At 62.6% G+C, this 17,154-nt stretch carries 21 protein-coding genes; 9 read left to right on the top strand and 12 right to left on the bottom strand.

All coding sequences use genetic code 11. The features are described 5' to 3' along the window. Positions 1-12 precede the first annotated feature (12 nt). The 3 genes from arfB to NLY33_RS04475 all read left to right on the top strand — a co-directional run bounded on the left by arfB (position 13) and on the right by NLY33_RS04475 (position 2,487). Positions 13-447, top strand: coding sequence for an alternative ribosome rescue aminoacyl-tRNA hydrolase ArfB (gene arfB, locus NLY33_RS04485; protein WP_023672309.1), 435 nt, complete (start codon positions 13-15; stop codon positions 445-447). 150 nt (positions 448-597) lie between these two features. Further along, complete coding sequence (locus NLY33_RS04480; RefSeq protein ID WP_023703765.1) at positions 598-1,227, top strand: alpha-ketoglutarate-dependent dioxygenase AlkB family protein; 630 nt, start codon at positions 598-600, stop codon at positions 1,225-1,227. A 123-nt stretch (positions 1,228-1,350) separates the two neighbouring features. After that, positions 1,351-2,487, top strand: coding sequence for a phosphatase PAP2 family protein (locus NLY33_RS04475; protein WP_023681407.1), 1,137 nt, complete (start codon positions 1,351-1,353; stop codon positions 2,485-2,487). Here the strand turns inward: NLY33_RS04475 and coaA are convergent. The 9 genes from coaA to hisB all read right to left on the bottom strand — a co-directional run bounded on the left by coaA (position 2,474) and on the right by hisB (position 8,308). Further along, on the bottom strand, positions 2,474-3,433 hold the full coding sequence (gene coaA / locus NLY33_RS04470) for a type I pantothenate kinase (protein WP_023703764.1): 960 nt from the start codon (positions 3,431-3,433) through the stop codon (positions 2,474-2,476). The two genes, NLY33_RS04475 and coaA, sit on opposite strands and share 14 nt — an antisense overlap. Positions 3,434-3,565: 132 nt before the next feature. Beyond that, a complete protein-coding gene (locus NLY33_RS04465; RefSeq protein WP_023681408.1) occupies positions 3,566-3,889 on the bottom strand; it encodes a phosphoribosyl-ATP diphosphatase in 324 nt (107 codons plus the stop codon). Positions 3,890-3,897: 8 nt separating this feature from the next. Then, on the bottom strand, positions 3,898-4,704 hold the full coding sequence (gene hisF / locus NLY33_RS04460; RefSeq protein ID WP_023703763.1) for an imidazole glycerol phosphate synthase subunit HisF: 807 nt from the start codon (positions 4,702-4,704) through the stop codon (positions 3,898-3,900). After that, the gene (locus tag NLY33_RS04455) at positions 4,701-5,537 is read right to left on the bottom strand and encodes an arginase family protein (RefSeq protein WP_023703762.1); all 837 of its coding nucleotides are present in this window, start codon (positions 5,535-5,537) and stop codon (positions 4,701-4,703) included. The genes hisF and NLY33_RS04455 overlap by 4 nt, the downstream gene beginning before the upstream one ends. Continuing rightward, positions 5,534-6,280 carry a 1-(5-phosphoribosyl)-5-[(5-phosphoribosylamino)methylideneamino]imidazole-4-carboxamide isomerase gene (gene hisA / locus NLY33_RS04450; RefSeq protein WP_023703761.1) on the bottom strand — a complete coding sequence of 249 codons (747 nt, stop codon included), beginning with the start codon at positions 6,278-6,280 and terminating at the stop codon, positions 5,534-5,536. Before hisA ends, NLY33_RS04455 begins: the two co-directional genes overlap by 4 nt. A 3-nt stretch (positions 6,281-6,283) precedes the next feature. Continuing rightward, a complete protein-coding gene (locus NLY33_RS04445; protein WP_023703760.1) occupies positions 6,284-6,574 on the bottom strand; it encodes a DUF1330 domain-containing protein in 291 nt (96 codons plus the stop codon). Position 6,575: 1 nt separating this feature from the next. After that, positions 6,576-7,226 (bottom strand): imidazole glycerol phosphate synthase subunit HisH, encoded by a 651-nt coding sequence (gene hisH, locus NLY33_RS04440; RefSeq protein ID WP_023703759.1) that lies wholly within the window; start codon positions 7,224-7,226, stop codon positions 6,576-6,578. 1 nt (position 7,227) lies between these two features. Beyond that, a complete protein-coding gene (locus NLY33_RS04435) occupies positions 7,228-7,704 on the bottom strand; it encodes a DUF2628 domain-containing protein (RefSeq protein ID WP_023703758.1) in 477 nt (158 codons plus the stop codon). A 4-nt stretch (positions 7,705-7,708) separates the two neighbouring features. Next, on the bottom strand, positions 7,709-8,308 hold the full coding sequence (hisB, locus tag NLY33_RS04430; RefSeq protein ID WP_023724184.1) for an imidazoleglycerol-phosphate dehydratase HisB: 600 nt from the start codon (positions 8,306-8,308) through the stop codon (positions 7,709-7,711). Between the two features lie 256 nt (positions 8,309-8,564). Here hisB and hslV point away from each other — a divergent pair, with 256 nt between their 5' ends. The 5 genes from hslV (at position 8,565) to NLY33_RS04405 (ending at position 12,788) form a co-directional block, all read left to right on the top strand. Beyond that, on the top strand, positions 8,565-9,116 hold the full coding sequence (gene hslV / locus NLY33_RS04425; RefSeq protein ID WP_023672322.1) for an ATP-dependent protease subunit HslV: 552 nt from the start codon (positions 8,565-8,567) through the stop codon (positions 9,114-9,116). Continuing rightward, a complete protein-coding gene (locus NLY33_RS04420) occupies positions 9,106-9,633 on the top strand; it encodes a GNAT family N-acetyltransferase (protein WP_023703757.1) in 528 nt (175 codons plus the stop codon). Before hslV ends, NLY33_RS04420 begins: the two co-directional genes overlap by 11 nt. A 4-nt stretch (positions 9,634-9,637) precedes the next feature. Continuing rightward, entirely contained in the window at positions 9,638-10,237 is a 600-nt protein-coding gene (locus tag NLY33_RS04415) for a DUF2585 domain-containing protein (protein WP_023695986.1), read from the top strand. Between the two features lie 4 nt (positions 10,238-10,241). Then, positions 10,242-11,555, top strand: coding sequence for an ATP-dependent protease ATPase subunit HslU (gene hslU, locus NLY33_RS04410; protein WP_023703756.1), 1,314 nt, complete (start codon positions 10,242-10,244; stop codon positions 11,553-11,555). A 276-nt stretch (positions 11,556-11,831) separates the two neighbouring features. Continuing rightward, positions 11,832-12,788, top strand: a complete 957-nt coding sequence (locus NLY33_RS04405) for a DUF1402 family protein (protein WP_023703755.1) — start codon at positions 11,832-11,834, stop codon at positions 12,786-12,788. A 132-nt stretch (positions 12,789-12,920) separates the two neighbouring features. Here the strand turns inward: NLY33_RS04405 and NLY33_RS04400 are convergent, their stop codons facing one another. The 3 genes from NLY33_RS04400 to NLY33_RS04390 form a co-directional block, all read right to left on the bottom strand. After that, positions 12,921-14,150 (bottom strand): NAD(P)/FAD-dependent oxidoreductase, encoded by a 1,230-nt coding sequence (locus NLY33_RS04400; protein ID WP_031196408.1) that lies wholly within the window; start codon positions 14,148-14,150, stop codon positions 12,921-12,923. A 4-nt stretch (positions 14,151-14,154) separates the two neighbouring features. Then, positions 14,155-14,469 carry a MocE family 2Fe-2S type ferredoxin gene (locus tag NLY33_RS04395; protein WP_023672328.1) on the bottom strand — a complete coding sequence of 105 codons (315 nt, stop codon included), beginning with the start codon at positions 14,467-14,469 and terminating at the stop codon, positions 14,155-14,157. An 85-nt stretch (positions 14,470-14,554) separates the two neighbouring features. Then, the gene (locus NLY33_RS04390) at positions 14,555-15,658 is read right to left on the bottom strand and encodes a fatty acid desaturase family protein (protein ID WP_023752325.1); all 1,104 of its coding nucleotides are present in this window, start codon (positions 15,656-15,658) and stop codon (positions 14,555-14,557) included. A 174-nt stretch (positions 15,659-15,832) separates the two neighbouring features. Between NLY33_RS04390 and NLY33_RS04385 the strand changes: the two genes are divergently transcribed. Continuing rightward, a complete protein-coding gene (locus NLY33_RS04385; protein ID WP_023684066.1) occupies positions 15,833-16,864 on the top strand; it encodes a LacI family DNA-binding transcriptional regulator in 1,032 nt (343 codons plus the stop codon). Positions 16,865-17,154: the final 290 nt, after the last annotated feature.

Raw genomic sequence — 17,154 nt, 5'->3', positions numbered from 1 at the left:
CATGACTGCGGCATGCCTATCGACGACATCATCATATCAGACGAAGCCGTAATCCATCCGGGCGACCTGCACGAGGATTTCATCCGCTCGTCGGGTCCCGGCGGCCAGAACGTCAACAAGGTGGCGACCGCCGTCCAATTGCGCTTCGACGCCGCCAATGCAGCTGGCCTGTCCGAACGCGTGCGCGCGCGCACGATCAAGCTCGCCGGCCAGCGCGCCACCAAGGACGGCGTCATCGTCATCGAGGCCGGCCGCTTCCGCACCCAGGAGCAGAACCGGGCCGATGCCCGGGCAAGGCTGACGGCGCTGGTCGCCAAGGCCGCGGAACCGCCGCCGCCGCCGCGCAAGAAGACCAGGCCGTCGAAAGGCTCGGTGGAGCGGCGGCTGCAAAGCAAGGCAGGGCGCGGCACGATCAAAAAGCTGCGCGGCCGGGTAGAGAACGACTAAGGACCGCGCCGACTGCGCATAAAGCGGCCTCCCCTGCCGCAGCCGCAAGGTTTCGCCATTGCCACAGAAAGGGAGGCCGACAACGGTGGCTTTCGGGTCGCCGTTCTGATTGGCGGTGGCATGGTTTCAGTATCAACCGGAGGCGAAGTCATGCTCGTTCTGCCCAAAGGCGTCCGCCACTTGCCTGGTTATCTGTCCCGCGCGGCGCAGGAAGCGCTGGTCGAAGAGGTGAGGACAATTGTACAGCGGGCGCCGCTGTACGTGCCGGCGATGCCGCGGACCGGCAAGGAGATGAGCGTGCGCATGACCAATTGCGGCACGCTCGGCTGGGTCACCGACAAGGAGCTGGGCTATCGCTACCAGCCAACGCACCCACTCACCGGAGAGCCATGGCCGCCGATCCCGGACGCGCTGCTGCAATTGTGGCGGGAGGTCGCCGCCTATCCGAATCCGCCGGAGGCCTGCCTGGTCAATTTCTATACGCAGGACGCCAAAATGGGTCTGCACCAGGATCGCGACGAAGCCGATTTCTCGGCCCCAGTGGTCTCGGTGTCACTTGGCGACGATTGCCTGTTCCGGGTCGGCCAAGTGACGGGCAGGGGGGCCACACGCGACGGCGGTACCAAATCGTTCCGCCTGAAAAGCGGCGACGTCGTCGTGCTCGGCGGCGAAGGCCGGCTCTGCTTCCACGGCGTCGACCGCATCTATCCGTCGACCTCGGCGCTGCTGAAAAAAGGCGGCCGGATCAATCTGACGCTGCGGCGGGTGACCTTGCCTTGAAGAGGTGAGAGTGCATTCTTGCACTTACTGAACCACTGACCTTGCGAATAAAAGTCCCTAACGGAATTTAAGGTTTCGGCCGCTAGTCTGCGCCAAAACGTCATCATTCCCGGTGTGGATACCATGCTCGAAATCGAATCCGAAGTGATTTGGCGCTACATTCGAAATGCCGCATGGCGCACGGTTTCGATCGCCCGCTCGGATGCATCGCTCTACCTGTTCATTGGCATCTACACTGCAACGGGGCTGGGGTTTCTGGCTTGGGTCGGCGCGCTCCATCGCACCGCATACCAGACCTACGTGCCGATATGGCTTATGGTTTTCGGTTTCGTGCTGCCGGCGGTATCGCTTCTCCTGGAAACCGGCTGGCTTTTGCATCGATTTGAGCGTCGGCGGAAATTTGCTGCGGGCAAGATGTTCTCAGCCGAGCGGATGGCGGTTCTCTTTTCCGGCATATGTCTGTTGATGGGCATCATGATTTTCCAAAGCACCTTCACCTCGGTCAAGAACGGCATGTCCGTCCTGTGGAAAGGTTTCCCCTATGATCGCGCCTTGGCAGATATCGATGCCTATCTGCATTTCGGCACTGATCCGTGGCGATGGCTCTACGTTATCGGCAAGCATGACTGGGTACGGGAATCCGTCGGATGGAACTACGACATGCTGTGGTTCATCATTTGCTACAGCATGCTGTTTTTCATGGTCACGTCACCACGCACCACGCATCTGAAGAGACGCTATGTGCTGTCCTTCATGGTGGTGTGGGTAGTCGTCGGAAACATCCTGGCCGGGCTGTTCATGTCGGCCGGACCGGCGTTCTACGGCTATGTCACCGGCGATGTGCCACGCTTCGGTGAACAGCTTTCGTTTCTTGCGCAAAGCCCGTCGGCGAGTTCCGCCGCCGTGTACCAGCAGTATCTGTGGACGCTCCAGACCGAGGGTGTGACTGGACTCGCGTCGGGAATATCGGCATTTCCAAGCGTTCATGTCGCCTTGATCACCCTGAATGCGGTGTATACCTGGGAGTACGACCAGCGGTTGGGCGCCATCGCATTTCTGTATGTCGCCTTCATAGTCGCGAGTTCGGTCTATCTTGGTTGGCACTATGCGATCGATGGTTATGCGGCGGTCGCGCTCACGATCGCCCTATGTGCGGCCGTCCGCAAGCTGGTACCCGACGGCGAAATCCTGATGCCAGGCCCGGCCCGGCAATCGGCGGCTGGCGGCAGCCGCCCGGAGGCGGCCGTCACAGTTTCCTGAGCGCCACTTCCTCGACCAGATGATTGGCGCCCTTGCGCAGGATGAGGTCGGCGCGCGCTCGTGTCGGCACGATGTTCTCGCGCAGGTTTTTCAGGTTGATGTTGGCCCACAAGCCTTCCGCAATGGCACGCGCGGCGTCTTCCGAAAGCTGCGAATAGCGGTGGAAGAAGGAGTCCGGATTGCGGAAGGCCGTCTCGCGCAGGCGCATGAAGCGGGCGATGTACCATTGGTGGATCAGCTTTTCGTCGGCGTCGATATAAATGGCGAAATCGAAGAAATCCGACAGGAACGGCACTATCTTGCCGTCCTTCGGCAATTTGCCGGGTTGCAGAACGTTGATGCCTTCGAAGATCAGAATGTCGGGCCGGTCGATGGTGACGAACTCGCCGGGGATGACGTTATAGGTCAAATGCGAATAGACGGGCGCGCGGACATTGCGCTGGGCCGACTTGATGCCCGAGAGGAAACGCAGCAGCGCACCGACATCGTAGCTGTCGGGAAAGCCCTTGCGCTCCATCAGATTGTCGCGTCGCAACACCTTGTTGGGCAGCAGGAACCCGTCGGTAGTGATGAGATCGACCTTGGGGCTCGACGGCCAGCGCGCCAGAAGCTCCTTCAGCACGCGCGCCGTGGTCGATTTGCCGACCGCAACCGAACCGGCAATGCCGATGATGAACGGTGTCTTGACCACATCCAGCGCGTTGAAGAAGGCCTGGCGCTGGCGAAACAGCAGCTGGCTGGCCTCGACATGCGCCGAAAGCAGCCGCGAGAGCGACAGATAGATGCGCTTGACTTCTTCCAGGTCGACCGGATCGTTCAACGAGCGCAGACGGTTGATCTCGTCTTCGCCCAGCGTCATCGGCGTGTCGGCGCGGAAGTTCGACCATTGCTCGGCCGAGAAGAAACGATAGGGGGAATATTTCTCGGTCGGAGCGAGCTGGTCCATCGAGTTTCCTGCCCTCTAGAGCATGAGGCCGAAAAGTGTGAAGCGGTTTTCGGGCGACATCATGCTCCCTCTATCAATTGAGAGACGGATTCAGATTTAAGGCCTCGGCCCGAAATCATCCGGCTCTAGCGGTCAGCCTTTAGGCCGGGATGCCTTTTCAGTGACGCCCGAACGGCCGGTGCGGCCCTCAAGCTCCTTCAGCACCTCGCCCAGCGAAACGCCGGCCATGCCAAGCACGACGAGCCAATGATATATGAGATCGGCACTTTCGGAAACGAGGGCTTTCTCGTCGCCCTTGACGGCGGCAATGACGGTCTCGACTGCCTCTTCACCAAGCTTCTGCGCCGCCTTGTCGATGCCTTTGGCGAACAGTTTTGCCGTCCACGAGTCCGGGTCGCCGGAACGGGCGCGTTCGCCAATGATTGTTTCCAGATCGGACAGCGAAAATTCAGCCATGGCGCAGCCTACTGCCTTTGTGGAGTGGATTGAACCGGGTAGTCCAGCCGCATCGGTAGCCCGGCCGCGGCCATATGCGCCTTGGCTTCCGCAATCGTGTAAGTGCCGAAATGGAAGATCGAGGCGGCGAGCACGGCGCCGGCATGGCCGTCGCGAATGCCCTCGACCAGATGATCGAGCGTGCCGACGCCGCCCGACGCGATCACCGGCGCGCGCACCGCATCCGCTATCGCGCGGGTCAGCGCAATGTCGTAACCGGCCTTGGTGCCGTCGCGGTCCATTGAGGTCAGCAGGATCTCGCCAGCGCCGCGATCGACCATTTTTCGCGCGAACTCGACCGCATCGATGCCGGTCTTTTCGCGGCCACCGTGGGTGAAGATCTCCCAGCGGCCGGGCTCTTTCGGCGCCGACACCTTCTTAGCGTCGATGGCCACGACAATACACTGGTTGCCGAACTTGTCGGCGGCTTCGGCGACGAAATCGGGGTTCTTCACCGCCGCAGTGTTGATCGACACCTTGTCGGCGCCGGCCAGCAACAGTTTACGGATATCGGCGACCTGGCGCACGCCGCCGCCGACGGTCAGCGGCATGAAGCATTGTTCGGCGGTGCGGGCGACGACGTCGAAGATGGTTTCACGGTTGTCGGACGACGCGGTGATATCGAGAAAGCAAAGCTCGTCTGCGCCGGCCGCGTCATAGGCTTTGGCCGCCTCGACCGGATCACCGGCATCGATGAGGTCGACGAAATTGACGCCCTTGACGACACGGCCGTTCTTGACGTCGAGGCAAGGGATGATTCGGGCCTTCAGCATCAGCCCTTCTCCATCGTCGCCAGCAACTCGCTTAGCAGTTCGCCGACCAGCGGCGGAACCTCGGCCTGCGCATCGAACGCCGGATCGTAGGCGGAAATGGTGATGCCGGAAATCGGCAGCAGGCCGGCCATGCCGCAGACAGCCTGGCGCAGCTGTTTCGGCTCCGGGCCGCCGGGCGTGGTGTAGCGGTTGGCCTGCAGCGCACCGGGGTCGTGCACGTCGAGATCGAGATGCAGGTGCACCCGCTTCGCATCCGGCGCCTTCAGCCTGCCGCTCGCCGTCGCCCAGTCCGGGCATTCGGTGCGGATGACCGGCAACGTCTTCAACAGCTCCATTTCGGCCGGATCGAGATCGCGCGCGTTGACCAGCACGCAGCGCGCCGGATCGATCGGCCTGAAGCCGGGGATGGCCGAGGCCATCGGCTTCCAGCACAGGCCGAGAACCGTGGCCAGCGCCATGCCGTCGAGAAAGCCGAAGATGGACGTCTCCGGCGTGTTGAGATCGCCATGCTGGTCGGCCCAGATGATCGCATCGGCATCCTCGCCGGCAACCGCACCGGCCGATGTCAGGCAATTGCCGGCCAGCACGATGGGAAACCGGCCGCGGTCTATGGCGATGCGGACCTCGCCGGAGACGGCACCGCACACGGCAAAGCCGGTGGCGATCTCGCGCTGCTGTTCGTCGCCAACCCTGCCGATATCGGTGACGACGACGTCATGCCCGGAGAGCGTCAGCGCGTCGACAAGCCCGCCGGCGATGAGTGCATCCGGGCCTCGGCCCATGCCGCCGTGATAGTGGCCGCTGTCATAGGAGGCCAGGATGATGGAGATTTTCACGGCCGGGTCTCCATCGCCTTGCGCTGCAGCACCGCCAGCGCCTCGGCCGGATCGATGCGCCCGTCATAGAGCGCGCGACCGGAGATGGCGCCTTCCAGTTTCTTCGCGTCGGGCATGGTCATGCGCACGATGTCGGCGATCGAAGCCAGCCCGCCCGAGGCGATGACCGGGATCGAGACCGCGTCGGCGAGATCTATCGTGGCATCCCAGTTGATGCCGGTCAGAACGCCGTCGCGGTCGATATCGGTGTAGATGATGGCGGCAACGCCGGCGCCTTCGAATTTCCGCGCCAGTTCGATGACGCCGAGGCTGGAGGCCTCGGCCCAGCCTTCGACCGCCACCTTGCCGCCCTTGGCGTCGATGCCCACGGCGATCTTTCCAGGAAATTCCTTGCAGGCTTCCCGGACCAGGTCGGGATCGCGCACCGCCACCGTGCCGAGGATGACGCGGGCCAGCCCGCGGTCGAGCCAGTCCTCGATCTGCGCCAGCGTGCGGATGCCGCCGCCGAGCTGCACCGGGTTTTTCGTCGCCTTGAGGATGGCGCCGACCGCCGCGCTGTTGACGCTCTGGCCCTTGAAGGCGCCGTTGAGGTCGACGACATGCAGCCATTCAAACCCTTGCTCTTCGAAGGCCTTGGCCTGGGCCGCAGGGTCGTCATTGTAGATGGTCGCGGTCGCCATATCGCCGTGCTTCAGCCGCACGCACTTGCCGTCCTTGAGGTCGATGGCCGGAAACAGGATCACCGTTCAGACCCCTTCCACAATGGCGAAATGCGAGGTCGAACAAGCGCGCCGGAATTTCAGCGCTGCCTGGTATTCGGGGGAATGGAAGCAAGCCAGCGCGACCTCGTAGCTTTCGAACTCGACGATCACATGGCGATTGCCGGATGGCCCTTCCGGGCTTGACGACTGACCGCCTCGCGTCAGGAATTTCGCGCCGTATTTGTCGAACGCCGCTTTGTTGGCGGCGATGTATTTCGGATAGTTTTCCGGATCGGTCACATCGACCATCGCCATCCAGTAGCCCTTCTTGCTCATCTCAAGGCCTCCAGCGCAGGAAGTTGGTGATCAGTGCCAGGCCGAGCGCCTGGCTCTTTTCCGGATGGAATTGCGTGCCGGCAAGGTTGCCGCGCTCGACCGCCGCCGTTACCGGGCCGCCATAATCGGCAACGGCCAGCACTTCGTCCGGCCTTGTCGCGTCGAGATGGTAGGAATGAACGAAATAGGCGTGCAGACCCTTGGGCCCGGTCGCAATACCGGAAAACAGCGGGTGCTTGCGGTCGAGGTCGATCGTGTTCCAGCCGATCTGCGGGATCTTCAGCGCCGGATCGGCGGGCGTGATCTCCTTGACGTCGCCGGCAATCCAGCCGAAGCCCTTGGTCACGGTCTTTTCCAGGCCGCGCTGCGACATCAGCTGCATGCCGACGCAGATGCCGAGGAACGGCCGCGCCTTGGCGATCGCTACCTCTTCCACCGCTTCCCACATGCCGGCGACGCCGCGCAGGCCCGCCGCGCAATCGGCATAGGCGCCGACGCCGGGCAAAACGATGCGGTCGGCGCTGCGCACACGCTCGGCATCGGCGGTCAGCTCGATGGCAGCCGCAATGCCGGCTTCATGCGCGGCGCGCTCGAAGGCCTTGGTGGCCGAGCGCAGATTGCCCGACCCGTAATCGATGATCGCGACCCGCATCTCAGGCTTTTCCCGGCGTATGGCTCAGGCCCAGCGTCAGCCCGGTCTGCGCCGGCCGGGCCAGGCTGGCGTCCGGCACGATGCGCGGCAGCGGCGCCGGCTCATCGGCAAGGGCCTCGGCGTCCAGTGACTGGCGGATGTCGGCATCGTCAGGATTGTCGGCTTCGACGACGCCCCATTCATGCCAGCCGCCGCGGCGCAGCGCTGCGAGCCGCAACCCTTGGCCTTCCAGCCCGATATAGAGCGACACCAGCAGCGACAGCGCCGAGCCAGCCCAATCCAGCCCCAGTCTTTCGCCAAGCAGCGAAAGCAGGCCCATGGCGACGAAAGCGAGCCCCGCCTCGATCCAAAGCCGGTGCCAGGCGAGCCACAGCGGCGCCACCAGGAAAGCCAGCCAGGAAAAACCGTCGCGGACCAAAATCGTTGCGTCGGCCGCCTCGGTGCGGCCTGGCGGTTCCATCACGACATAGATGGCCATCAGCCTACCCTTTCAGAGATCCCTTGGTGGAGGGAACCGCTTCCGGCTGGCGCGGGTCGCGCTCCAGTGCGAAACGCAGCGCGCGCGCCACCGCCTTGAAGCAGGTCTCGGCAATATGGTGATTGTTGGCGCCATAATGATTGGTGACATGCAGCGTGATACCGGCATTCTGCGCCAGCGCCTGGAAGAATTCACGCACCAGTTCGGTGTCGAACGTGCCGATCTTGGGCGACGAGAAGGCGACATTCCAGACCAGGAACGGACGGCCCGACACGTCGATCGCGGCCCGCGTCAGCGTCTCGTCCATGGCAAGGTCGACAGAGGCATAGCGCATGATGCCGCGCCGCTCGCCCAGCGCCTTGGCCAGCGCCTGGCCGATCGCAATGCCGGTGTCCTCGACCGTGTGGTGGTCGTCAATGTGCAGGTCGCCCTTGGCCTTTACCGTCATGTCGATCAGCGAGTGGCGCGACAGCTGGTTCAGCATGTGGTCGAAGAAGCCGACGCCGCTCGACATGTCGGATTTTCCGGTGCCGTCGACATCGACCGAGACGCTGATCTCGGTTTCCTTGGTCTTGCGGCTGACTTCGGCGGAACGGGACGCCATGACCTTGTCCTTGTCTTTGGGCATACGACACTTTTGGCAACTGACCGGGGCGAAACGAAAAGACAATGCCTCCAGGCGCTCATTTGCTTGAAAACGAAAGCCTTCTAGCAGCATGATCCGGCGATAGCCAGTTGCGATGCGGATCGCTATCGGCCGTGGCGGAGGCGGTTTGCAATCGTTAGCCCCATGCATACATATGGCCGATCGAAATCCCGCGCCAATCGCCTCATCGGGATCGCGCGAATCGGAGCAGCAGATGTCCAATGAACTGAGTATGCACGCCACGACCATTGTGACGGTGCGCAAGGGCAACAAGGTGGTGATCGCCGGCGACGGCCAGGTCAGCCTTGGCCAGACCATCATGAAAGGCAACGCCAAAAAGGTGCGCCGCATCGGCAAAGGCGGCAATGTCATTGCCGGTTTCGCCGGCGCCACGGCGGACGCTTTCACCCTTCTGGAGCGGCTCGAAGCCAAGCTCGAACAATATCCGGACCAGTTGACGCGCGCCTGCGTCGAGCTCGCCAAGGACTGGCGCACCGACCGTTATCTGCGCCGGCTGGAAGCGATGATGCTGGTGGCCGACAAGTCGGTTTCGCTGGCGCTCACCGGCACCGGCGACGTGCTGGAGCCCGAATTCGGCGTCATGGCCATCGGTTCCGGCGGCAACTATGCGCTGGCCGCTGCCCGCGCGCTGATGGATAGCGACAAGGATGCCGAGGAGATCGCCCGCAAGGCGATGCAGATCGCCTCCGACATTTGCGTCTACACCAACAACAACTTTGTTGTCGAAACGCTCGATGCCGGCTAACCCGCCGGTGCTCTATGATTTTCGACCGGTTACCGAAAAAGACCTGCCGATGATCGCCGGCTGGCTGGCCGAGCCGCATGTCGCCGAATGGTGGGACGACCCCGAGACGGAAATTGCCGGTATCAGGGAGAACATCGACTCGATTTCGGTCGAGCCGCTGATCGTCGAGCTCGAGGGCAGGCCGATCGCCTATCTGCAGAGCTACGATCCGCATCTGGAGGACGGCCATCCCTATGCCGACCAGCCGTTCGGCACGCTCGGCATCGACCTGTCGATCGGCGTGCCGGACCTGGTTGGCAAAGGTCATGGCTCGGCTATCGTCAGGCAATTCGTCGAGCAACTGTTCGAGGAAGGCGCGCCGCGCGTCATCATCGATCCGCATCCCGACAATGGCCGCGCCATCCGCGCCTATGAAAAGGCGGGCTTCAGGGCTATCGATCGCAGACACTCTAGATATGGGGACGTCGTGCTGATGGCCGTCGATGCCGAAGAGAGCGACGCGGAAGAAGGGGAATGAGTTGATGGCGACACCGGGCACTGCCAAAAATTACTCGGCCTATGAAGACAGCTGGCGGATGGGGCTTCTGCTCGTGCTCGCTCTGCTCATCTTCCAGGCCGGCGCGCTTTACGGCATGGGCCGCACGCCGATCTGCACCTGCGGTTACGTCAAACTCTGGCACGGTGTGGTGAACAGTTCGGAGAATTCCCAGCATATTTCCGACTGGTACACGTTCTCGCACATCATCCACGGCTTCCTGTTCTACGCCTTGGCCTGGTTCCTGTTCCCGCGCTCGCCAATCGGTCTGCGCCTGGCATTCGCCGTCGTCATCGAGGGCGGCTGGGAACTCCTGGAAAACAGCCCGTTCATCATCGAGCGCTACCGCGCCGGCACCATCTCGCTGGATTACTATGGCGACTCGATCATCAATTCGGTGTCCGACACGCTGGCCATGGTGCTGGGATTTGTGATGGCGCGAAAGCTACCTATATGGAGCATCGTCGGCCTCGCCCTCATCTTCGAACTGGGTGTCGGCTACCTCATCCGGGACAATCTGACGCTCAACGTGATCATGCTGCTGCATCCGTTCGAGTCCATCAAGCAGTGGCAAAGTGGAATCTAGTGATATGACCACCTTCTCTCCCCGTGAAATCGTTTCGGAACTCGACCGCTTCATCATCGGCCAGAAGGACGCCAAGCGCGCCGTGGCCATTGCCTTGCGCAACCGCTGGCGCCGCCAGCAGCTGGAAGGCCAGATGCGCGAAGAGGTGATGCCGAAGAACATCCTGATGATCGGCCCGACCGGCGTCGGCAAGACCGAGATCTCGCGCCGCCTGGCGCGACTCGCCGGTGCGCCCTTCGTCAAGGTCGAGGCCACCAAGTTCACCGAAGTCGGCTATGTCGGCCGCGATGTCGAGCAGATCATCCGCGACCTGGTCGAGATCGCCATCGGCCTGGTGCGCGAGAAGATGCGCGAGGACGTGAAGGCGCGCGCGCACCTCAATGCCGAGGAGCGCGTGCTGGAAGCCCTGGTCGGCAAGACGGCGAGCCCGGCGACCCGCGATTCCTTCCGCAAGAAGCTGCGCGACGGCGAGCTCGACGAAAAGGAGATCGAGATCGAGGTTGCCGACACCGGCACCGGCGGCATGCCCGGCTTCGAGATCCCCGGCATGCCGGGCGCTAATATCGGCGTGCTCAACATCAACGACATGCTGTCGAAGGCGATGGGTGGCAAGAAGACCAAGGCGCGCAAGACGACGGTCAAGGAGTCCTACGCGCTGTTGGTCAACGACGAGTCCGACAAGCTGCTCGACCAAGACGAGGTGGTGCGCCGGGCGCTCGACGCGACCGAAAATGACGGCATCGTCTTCCTCGACGAGATCGACAAGATCGCCTCGCGCGAAGGCGGCATGGGCGCCGGCGTCTCGCGCGAAGGCGTGCAGCGCGACCTGCTGCCGCTGATCGAAGGCACGACGGTGGCGACCAAATACGGACCGTTGAAGACCGACCACATACTGTTCATCGCCTCGGGCGCCTTCCATGTCTCCAAGCCGTCCGACCTGTTGCCGGAATTGCAGGGCCGCCTGCCGATCCGTGTCGAGTTGCGGGCGCTGGAGAAGGACGATTTCATTCGCATCCTCACCGAGACCGAGGCCAGCCTCATCAAGCAGTATATCGCGCTGATGAAGACCGAAGGCGTCGACCTCACCTTCACCGACGATGCCATCGATTCGCTGGCCGGCATCGCTGTCGACCTCAACGCCAGCGTCGAAAACATCGGAGCGAGACGCCTGCAGACGGTGATGGAGCGCGTGCTGGACGAGATCTCCTACGACGCGCCCGACCGCAACGGCACCAGCGTCGCCATCGATGCCGCCTATGTGGAAAAGCATGTCGGCGACCTCTCGCGAAACACAGATTTGTCGCGATTCATCCTTTAAACGAGGGCGCCGGTTCATCCGGCGCCGGTATTAGAGCGCCGCGCGTCCTTTGGACGCGCAAAGGTCGCTCTAACAGTATTGAATCGACGCATCGGACTTTCCAAAAATCGGTTTCGATTTTTGGGCCGATGCTTAGGCAACAGTTTCCGGCAAACATCATCGTGTGTGGCCGGATGGTATCATGCGGCCATCTTTCGTCTTGCCGGCTGCAAGGGCGCTCTCGACTCGACCGGGAGCTTTACCTAGTTTGCGCGGCAATTCTCTAGGCGGCGGCGCATGAAAAAACTGATCCTGCTCATTCTCGGCTTGACGCTGGCGGCGACGCTGTTCGCGGCTGACGCGGCGACATTGGTGCCGGCGGGCAACCGCAATGTCGTGCAGCCTGACATACCGGGCGCCTCCAGCCGCCGCACCCAGGCGACCAACACCACCTTCCAGGCCAAATACCGCAAGGTCTACGCTCTGTTGCAGAACGACGCCGAATTGCGCGCCAAGATCAGGAAGGCGGCTGCCGGTTACGGCATCAACCCCTTGCACATCGTCGGCGCCATCGTCGGCGAGCACACCTACAATGTCGATGCCTACGACCGGCTGCAGACCTACTACGTCAAGGCGATCTCCTACCTCTCCAGCAAGCTGTCCTTCGCCTATGACGGCGAGGACATCACCGATTTCGTGCAGCGGCCGGAATTCAAGAAGTGCACAATGTCGGACAGCTACGACCTGTGGGAATGCCGCGAGCAGGTGTGGAACCGCTCCTTCCGCGGCAAGACCGTCGACGGCACCAGCTTTCCCAACGACCGCTTCGGCGCCACCTTCTTCCAGCCCTATTATGCCGGCCAGACCTTTGGCCTCGGCCAGCTCAACCCGCTGACCGCGCTGCAGATGAGCGATCTGGTGCACAAGGTGTCGGGGCTGCCCGAACTCGATGTCGGCGATCCCAATGGGGTCTACAAGACCATCATGGATCCGGATCTGACATTGCCCTACGTCGCAGCGACGATCAGGAAGTCGATCGACGCCTACAAAAACATTGCCGGCTTCGACATCTCAGGCAATCCGGGGCTGACCGCCACGCTCTACAATGTCGGCAATCCCGAGCAGCGCGCCTATGCGCTGAAAGCAGAGAACGACAAGCGCCGCGCGGCGGGTGAGACGGTCAAACTGCCGGAAGAGAATTATTACGGCTGGCTGGTCAACGACAAGCTGGACGAGCTGAAGGCGCTGTTTTAGCGGGCTTAGCTCAGCCGTCTACCTCCCCCTTTGTGGGGAGGTCGGACCGCAGGTCGGGGTGGGGGCCGGTGCCGCACCCCACCCCGCTGCTTCGCAGCGACCCTCCCCACAAGGGGAGGGTAAGTCAGTCCTTCACGCTGCCAGCAACGACTTCAGCTTCACATCCGGCGACCCCAACGCCTCCGGCGCCGGCCTAGCCCGCTTGGCGATCAGCATCTCGGCCAGCCTGATGTCGCGCGCCACGGCATTGCCCGTACCGAGGCCGCTCGCCGCCACCAGCCTGCCATCCTCGGCCAGATGAAACAGAATAAAAGCACCGTCGCCGAGATCGCGGCGGACCGTGCTTTTGCCCTCGTCCGAAAGGCCGGCGATCTGCAGCGACAAACCATACTGATCCGACCAGAACCATGGCACCGCGGCATGCGCTTCGCGGGCGCCCAACATGTTCTTCGCGGCCAGCGCACCCTGTTCCTGCGCATTGCGCCAGGCTTCCAGCCGCACCCGCCGGCCAGCATAGACAGCGAGCGGAAACGAGCAGCAATCGCCGGCGGCGAAGATGTCGGGATCGATTGTTTGGAGTTCGCCATTGACGGCGATGCCGTTATCGACGGTCAGGCCCGCTTCCGCGGCAAGCCCGGTCACCGGCACGGCGCCGATGCCGATGACGGCGAGATCGGCGACGATGTCCTGCCCATCGGCGAGCATGATGTGCACCTCAGCGCCGTCGTCGGCGATATCAGCGATGCCCTGACCGGTGAGCACGGTCACGCCTTCGGCCTCATGCGCCTGATGGATGATTTCAGCGATCTCCGCCGGCACCCCGCGCATGAGGATGCGCGGCTGCGCCTCAATGACCGTGACGCTGGCCCCGAGCTTGCGCGCCGAAGCGGCGAGCTCCAGGCCGATAAAGCCACCACCAATGATGGCGATGCGGTTTGCCGGGCTGAGGTGGGCACGAATGGCCAGCGCGTCGGCAAAGGTGCGGAGGTAGACGCAGCGCGGACCCAATCCCGGCATCGGCAGCTTGCGCGGTGTCGAGCCGGTCGCCAGCAGCAGCTTGTCGTAGGGCAGGGCCGAACCGTCCGACAGCCGCACCATATGCGCCGGGCGGTCGATCGCCACCGCTTGAACGGAATGGATATGCCGGATCGATTTCTCGGCCAGAATTTCGTCGCTGGCGATCGTCTTGATCTCGGCCGCGTCGCTCGTCATTGCGTCCTTGGACAGGGGCGGCCGCTCATAGGGCAGATGGGGTTCGTCACCCACCAGCGTCACCGGCCCGTCATAGCCCAGCTCGCGCAGTGTCAGCGCTGCCCGCCCGCCGCACTCGCCGGCGCCAATGATGACCATTCCCGCCTGCATGGTCCTATCCGATCTGGATCAGCACTTTGCCGGCCTCGACCTTTACCGGATAGGTGGCGAGATTGACGCAAACCGGCGCGCCCCGTGCCGCCCCCGTCTTGTAATTGAAGCGGCCATTGTGCTTGGGGCACTCGATGATGTCGTCCATCACCAGCCCGTCGGCCAGATGCACCTTTTCGTGCGTGCACAGGCCATCGGTGGCGAAATAATCGTCGTCAGGGCTGCGATAGATGGCGAAGGTGCGGCCGCCATGGTCGAAGCGCATCACATCTTCTTCGTCGATGTCGCCGGCGGCGCAGGCCTCGATCCAGTCGCTCATGTGTTCCTCCCAAAAGCAATTCCAGGAAAAGTGCGTTGCGGTTTTCCGTTCGGAGTTGCGACAAAACAAAAGCTTAATCGCGCGATCATTCCGCCGCGGCGGCGACGGCGTCGTTGTGGAGTTCCTCGCGATAGGGCCGCGCCGTTGGCGGCAGTTCGCGCTTGAGGAAATAGTCCTCGTTGCGCAGCTGGCGCAAAAAGGCCGGGATCATCTCGCGGTAGCCGGCCAGGATCGACGGCGTCGGCGCCGGCAGATCGTGCTTGATAAGCGCATGCAGTTTAGGCAGCGCATGATAGGGCACCATCGGGAACATGTGGTGTTCGACGTGATAGTTCATGTTCCAGTAGATGAAGCGGCTGACCGGGTTCATGTAGACGGTGCGGCTGTTCAGCCGGTGGTCGATGACATTTTCCGCCAGCCCGCCATGCTGCAGCAGGCCGACCATGACATGATGCCAGGCGCCGTAGAGCCGGGGCAGCCCGACCAGCATCAGCGGCAGCCATGAACCGAAATAAAGCGCCAGCGCGATCGTCACGGCATAGATCGCCGTCCAGATGCGGGCGATGCGAATGGCCTTAGGCTGCTCCTGTTCGGGGATAAAAGTCTTTTCCGCCGCGCTGATATTGCCGGCGGCATTGCGCAGCATGTCCGACATCGCATGCCAGGCATCCAGCACGCCGATAAAGCCAAGCGCGACCCGGAACAGATCCGGCGGCCGCATGACGGAGATTTCCGGGTCGCGGCCGACGATGATGGTGTCGGTGTGGTGGCGGGTGTGGCTCCAGCGCCAGGTCACCGGATTGCGCATGATCATGAAGCAGGCGATCTGGTAAACCGCGTCGTTCATCCACTGGGTGCGGAAGGCGGTGCCGTGGCCGCATTCGTGCCAGCGTGAGTCGGTGGAGGAGCCGTAGAGCACGCCATAGACGAAGAAGAACGGCACGCACCACCAGCTGCCCCAGAACCAGGCGCCGCCGGCGGCACTCAGGATCAGCGCGGCCAGCCAGATCGCGGTGTCGCGGATCGCCGGCCCGTCGGAGCGCTGCATCAGCTCCTTCATCTGCTTGCGCGGAATATCAGTGTGATACCACTCGGCCGCCGCCAGCCCGGTCTCGACGGCGAGCTTGGAATCGCGGCCCATCAGGCTGTAGTCGCGCCGGGACGGTGGTGTGGATAGTGTCGCTTCCATAGGGGCTGCCTCCGTCGGCCACAGCATCCGTCAGGACGGATATGTCCATTACAGGCGCTTGTGTCCGAGCGCAAAATAGCGCCATGCGGTGATAGTCTCAATATCACAAAGATAGTTTCTATCATTTTCCATCAGAACGATGTAAGCAGTTGCAGGCACTCATGCGGGACAGTCATGGCAAAACGGCCAACCATCACCGATCTGGCGCGCATCTCCGGCGTTAGCGTCGCCACTGTCGACAGGGTGCTGAACAACCGGCTGCCGGTGCGCGAGGAAACCGCGCGCCGCGTCTATGAGGCGGCGACCGGCATCGGCTACCACGCCGCCGGGCTGATCAAGCGGCGCATGCGCCAGGAATTGCCGGAATACCGCCTCGGCTTTCTGCTGCTGCGGGGCAATGATGTTTTTTACGGCGATTTCGCGAGGGAGCTAGAAATGGCGGTCTCGCAATCGCAGCGCTTCCGCGGCGTCGCCACCATCGATTTCGCCAGCTCGCTAGCCGCCGACGAGATCGCCGCCCAAATGCGCAAGCTGGCAGCGAAATCCAGAGCAATCGCCGTTGTCGGTCCGGACCATCCGACGCTGACGGCGGTCGTGGAGTCGCTGAAAGCGAGGGGGCAACCTGTCTTCTCGCTGCTGTCCGACTTTGCCGCTGGCATCCGTGAGGGATATGTCGGCCTCGACAATCGCAAGGTCGGTCGCACCGCGGCCTGGATGATCGCCAGGGCGGCAAAGAACCCCGGCAAGGTCGCCCTTTTCGTCGGCAGTCATCGCTTCCACGGTCATGAACTGCGCGAGATCGGATTTCGCTCCTTCTTCCGCGAACATGCGCCGGACTTCACGGTGATGGAAACGCTGGTCAATCTGGAAGCCAACCAGGTCACCCACGATGCGATGATCGATCTCCTGGTGCGGTATCCGGATCTTGCCGGCTGCTATGTCGCCGGCGGCGGCATGGAAGGCGCGGTCTCGGCGCTGCGCGCAGCGAAGCCCGCAAACATGCCGGTGGTCGTCTGCAACGAGATCAACGCCGAATCGCGCGCGGCACTCGCCGACAACATCCTGACAATGGTGATCTCGACGCCGCTCGCCGCCTTGTGCCGCGAGCTTGTCGACCTGATGGCGCATTCCATCGAGGCCGGCGCCGCCAACGCGCCGGGCCAGACCTTTCTGCCCTTCGACATCTATCTGCCGGAAAATATCTAACGCGTTGCCGCGCCGACCCGTTCGGCGTGGGCTCTCCGGCGATGATAGAATCTATCAGATTCTGCCTTCAGACTCGGCCTGGGCCGCTGTCGGCCTCGATTCGACGTGAAATTGCGGCGCGGCGACCGAAAATCCGCTTTCCGACTTAGGAATCGCTCTTGACGTCTTGCGAAAAAATGGAATAAATATTTCATCAGATTGGTATTTTGGTTCTTTCGTTCCGGAACATCTGTTTCAAACTGGGAGCCTGGCGTTCCATCCCTTGGACAAAACGCCATACGGAACAGGAA

Source organism: Mesorhizobium sp. C432A (assembly GCF_030323145.1).
Classification (GTDB): Bacteria; Pseudomonadota; Alphaproteobacteria; order Rhizobiales; family Rhizobiaceae; genus Mesorhizobium.
The sequence above is the reverse complement of the archived record's forward strand: the minus strand, read 5'-3'. Positions and strand labels throughout refer to the sequence as shown.

Coding starts and splice junctions, on each gene's coding strand:
- NLY33_RS04415 (WP_023695986.1), top strand. CDS start 9,638: ATGGCGACACCGGGCACTGCCAAAAATTACTCGGCCTATGAAGACAGC.
- NLY33_RS04405 (WP_023703755.1), top strand. CDS start 11,832: ATGAAAAAACTGATCCTGCTCATTCTCGGCTTGACGCTGGCGGCGACG.
- hslU (WP_023703756.1), top strand. CDS start 10,242: ATGACCACCTTCTCTCCCCGTGAAATCGTTTCGGAACTCGACCGCTTC.
- NLY33_RS04390 (WP_023752325.1), bottom strand. CDS start 15,658: ATGGAAGCGACACTATCCACACCACCGTCCCGGCGCGACTACAGCCTG.
- hisH (WP_023703759.1), bottom strand. CDS start 7,226: ATGCGGGTCGCGATCATCGATTACGGGTCGGGCAATCTGCGCTCGGCC.
- hisB (WP_023724184.1), bottom strand. CDS start 8,308: ATGGCGTCCCGTTCCGCCGAAGTCAGCCGCAAGACCAAGGAAACCGAG.
- NLY33_RS04395 (WP_023672328.1), bottom strand. CDS start 14,469: ATGAGCGACTGGATCGAGGCCTGCGCCGCCGGCGACATCGACGAAGAA.
- NLY33_RS04465 (WP_023681408.1), bottom strand. CDS start 3,889: ATGGCTGAATTTTCGCTGTCCGATCTGGAAACAATCATTGGCGAACGC.
- arfB (WP_023672309.1), top strand. CDS start 13: ATGCCTATCGACGACATCATCATATCAGACGAAGCCGTAATCCATCCG.
- NLY33_RS04435 (WP_023703758.1), bottom strand. CDS start 7,704: ATGGCCATCTATGTCGTGATGGAACCGCCAGGCCGCACCGAGGCGGCC.
- NLY33_RS04385 (WP_023684066.1), top strand. CDS start 15,833: ATGGCAAAACGGCCAACCATCACCGATCTGGCGCGCATCTCCGGCGTT.
- NLY33_RS04480 (WP_023703765.1), top strand. CDS start 598: ATGCTCGTTCTGCCCAAAGGCGTCCGCCACTTGCCTGGTTATCTGTCC.
- hslV (WP_023672322.1), top strand. CDS start 8,565: ATGTCCAATGAACTGAGTATGCACGCCACGACCATTGTGACGGTGCGC.
- NLY33_RS04475 (WP_023681407.1), top strand. CDS start 1,351: ATGCTCGAAATCGAATCCGAAGTGATTTGGCGCTACATTCGAAATGCC.
- NLY33_RS04445 (WP_023703760.1), bottom strand. CDS start 6,574: ATGAGCAAGAAGGGCTACTGGATGGCGATGGTCGATGTGACCGATCCG.
- NLY33_RS04400 (WP_031196408.1), bottom strand. CDS start 14,150: ATGCAGGCGGGAATGGTCATCATTGGCGCCGGCGAGTGCGGCGGGCGG.
- coaA (WP_023703764.1), bottom strand. CDS start 3,433: ATGGACCAGCTCGCTCCGACCGAGAAATATTCCCCCTATCGTTTCTTC.
- NLY33_RS04420 (WP_023703757.1), top strand. CDS start 9,106: ATGCCGGCTAACCCGCCGGTGCTCTATGATTTTCGACCGGTTACCGAA.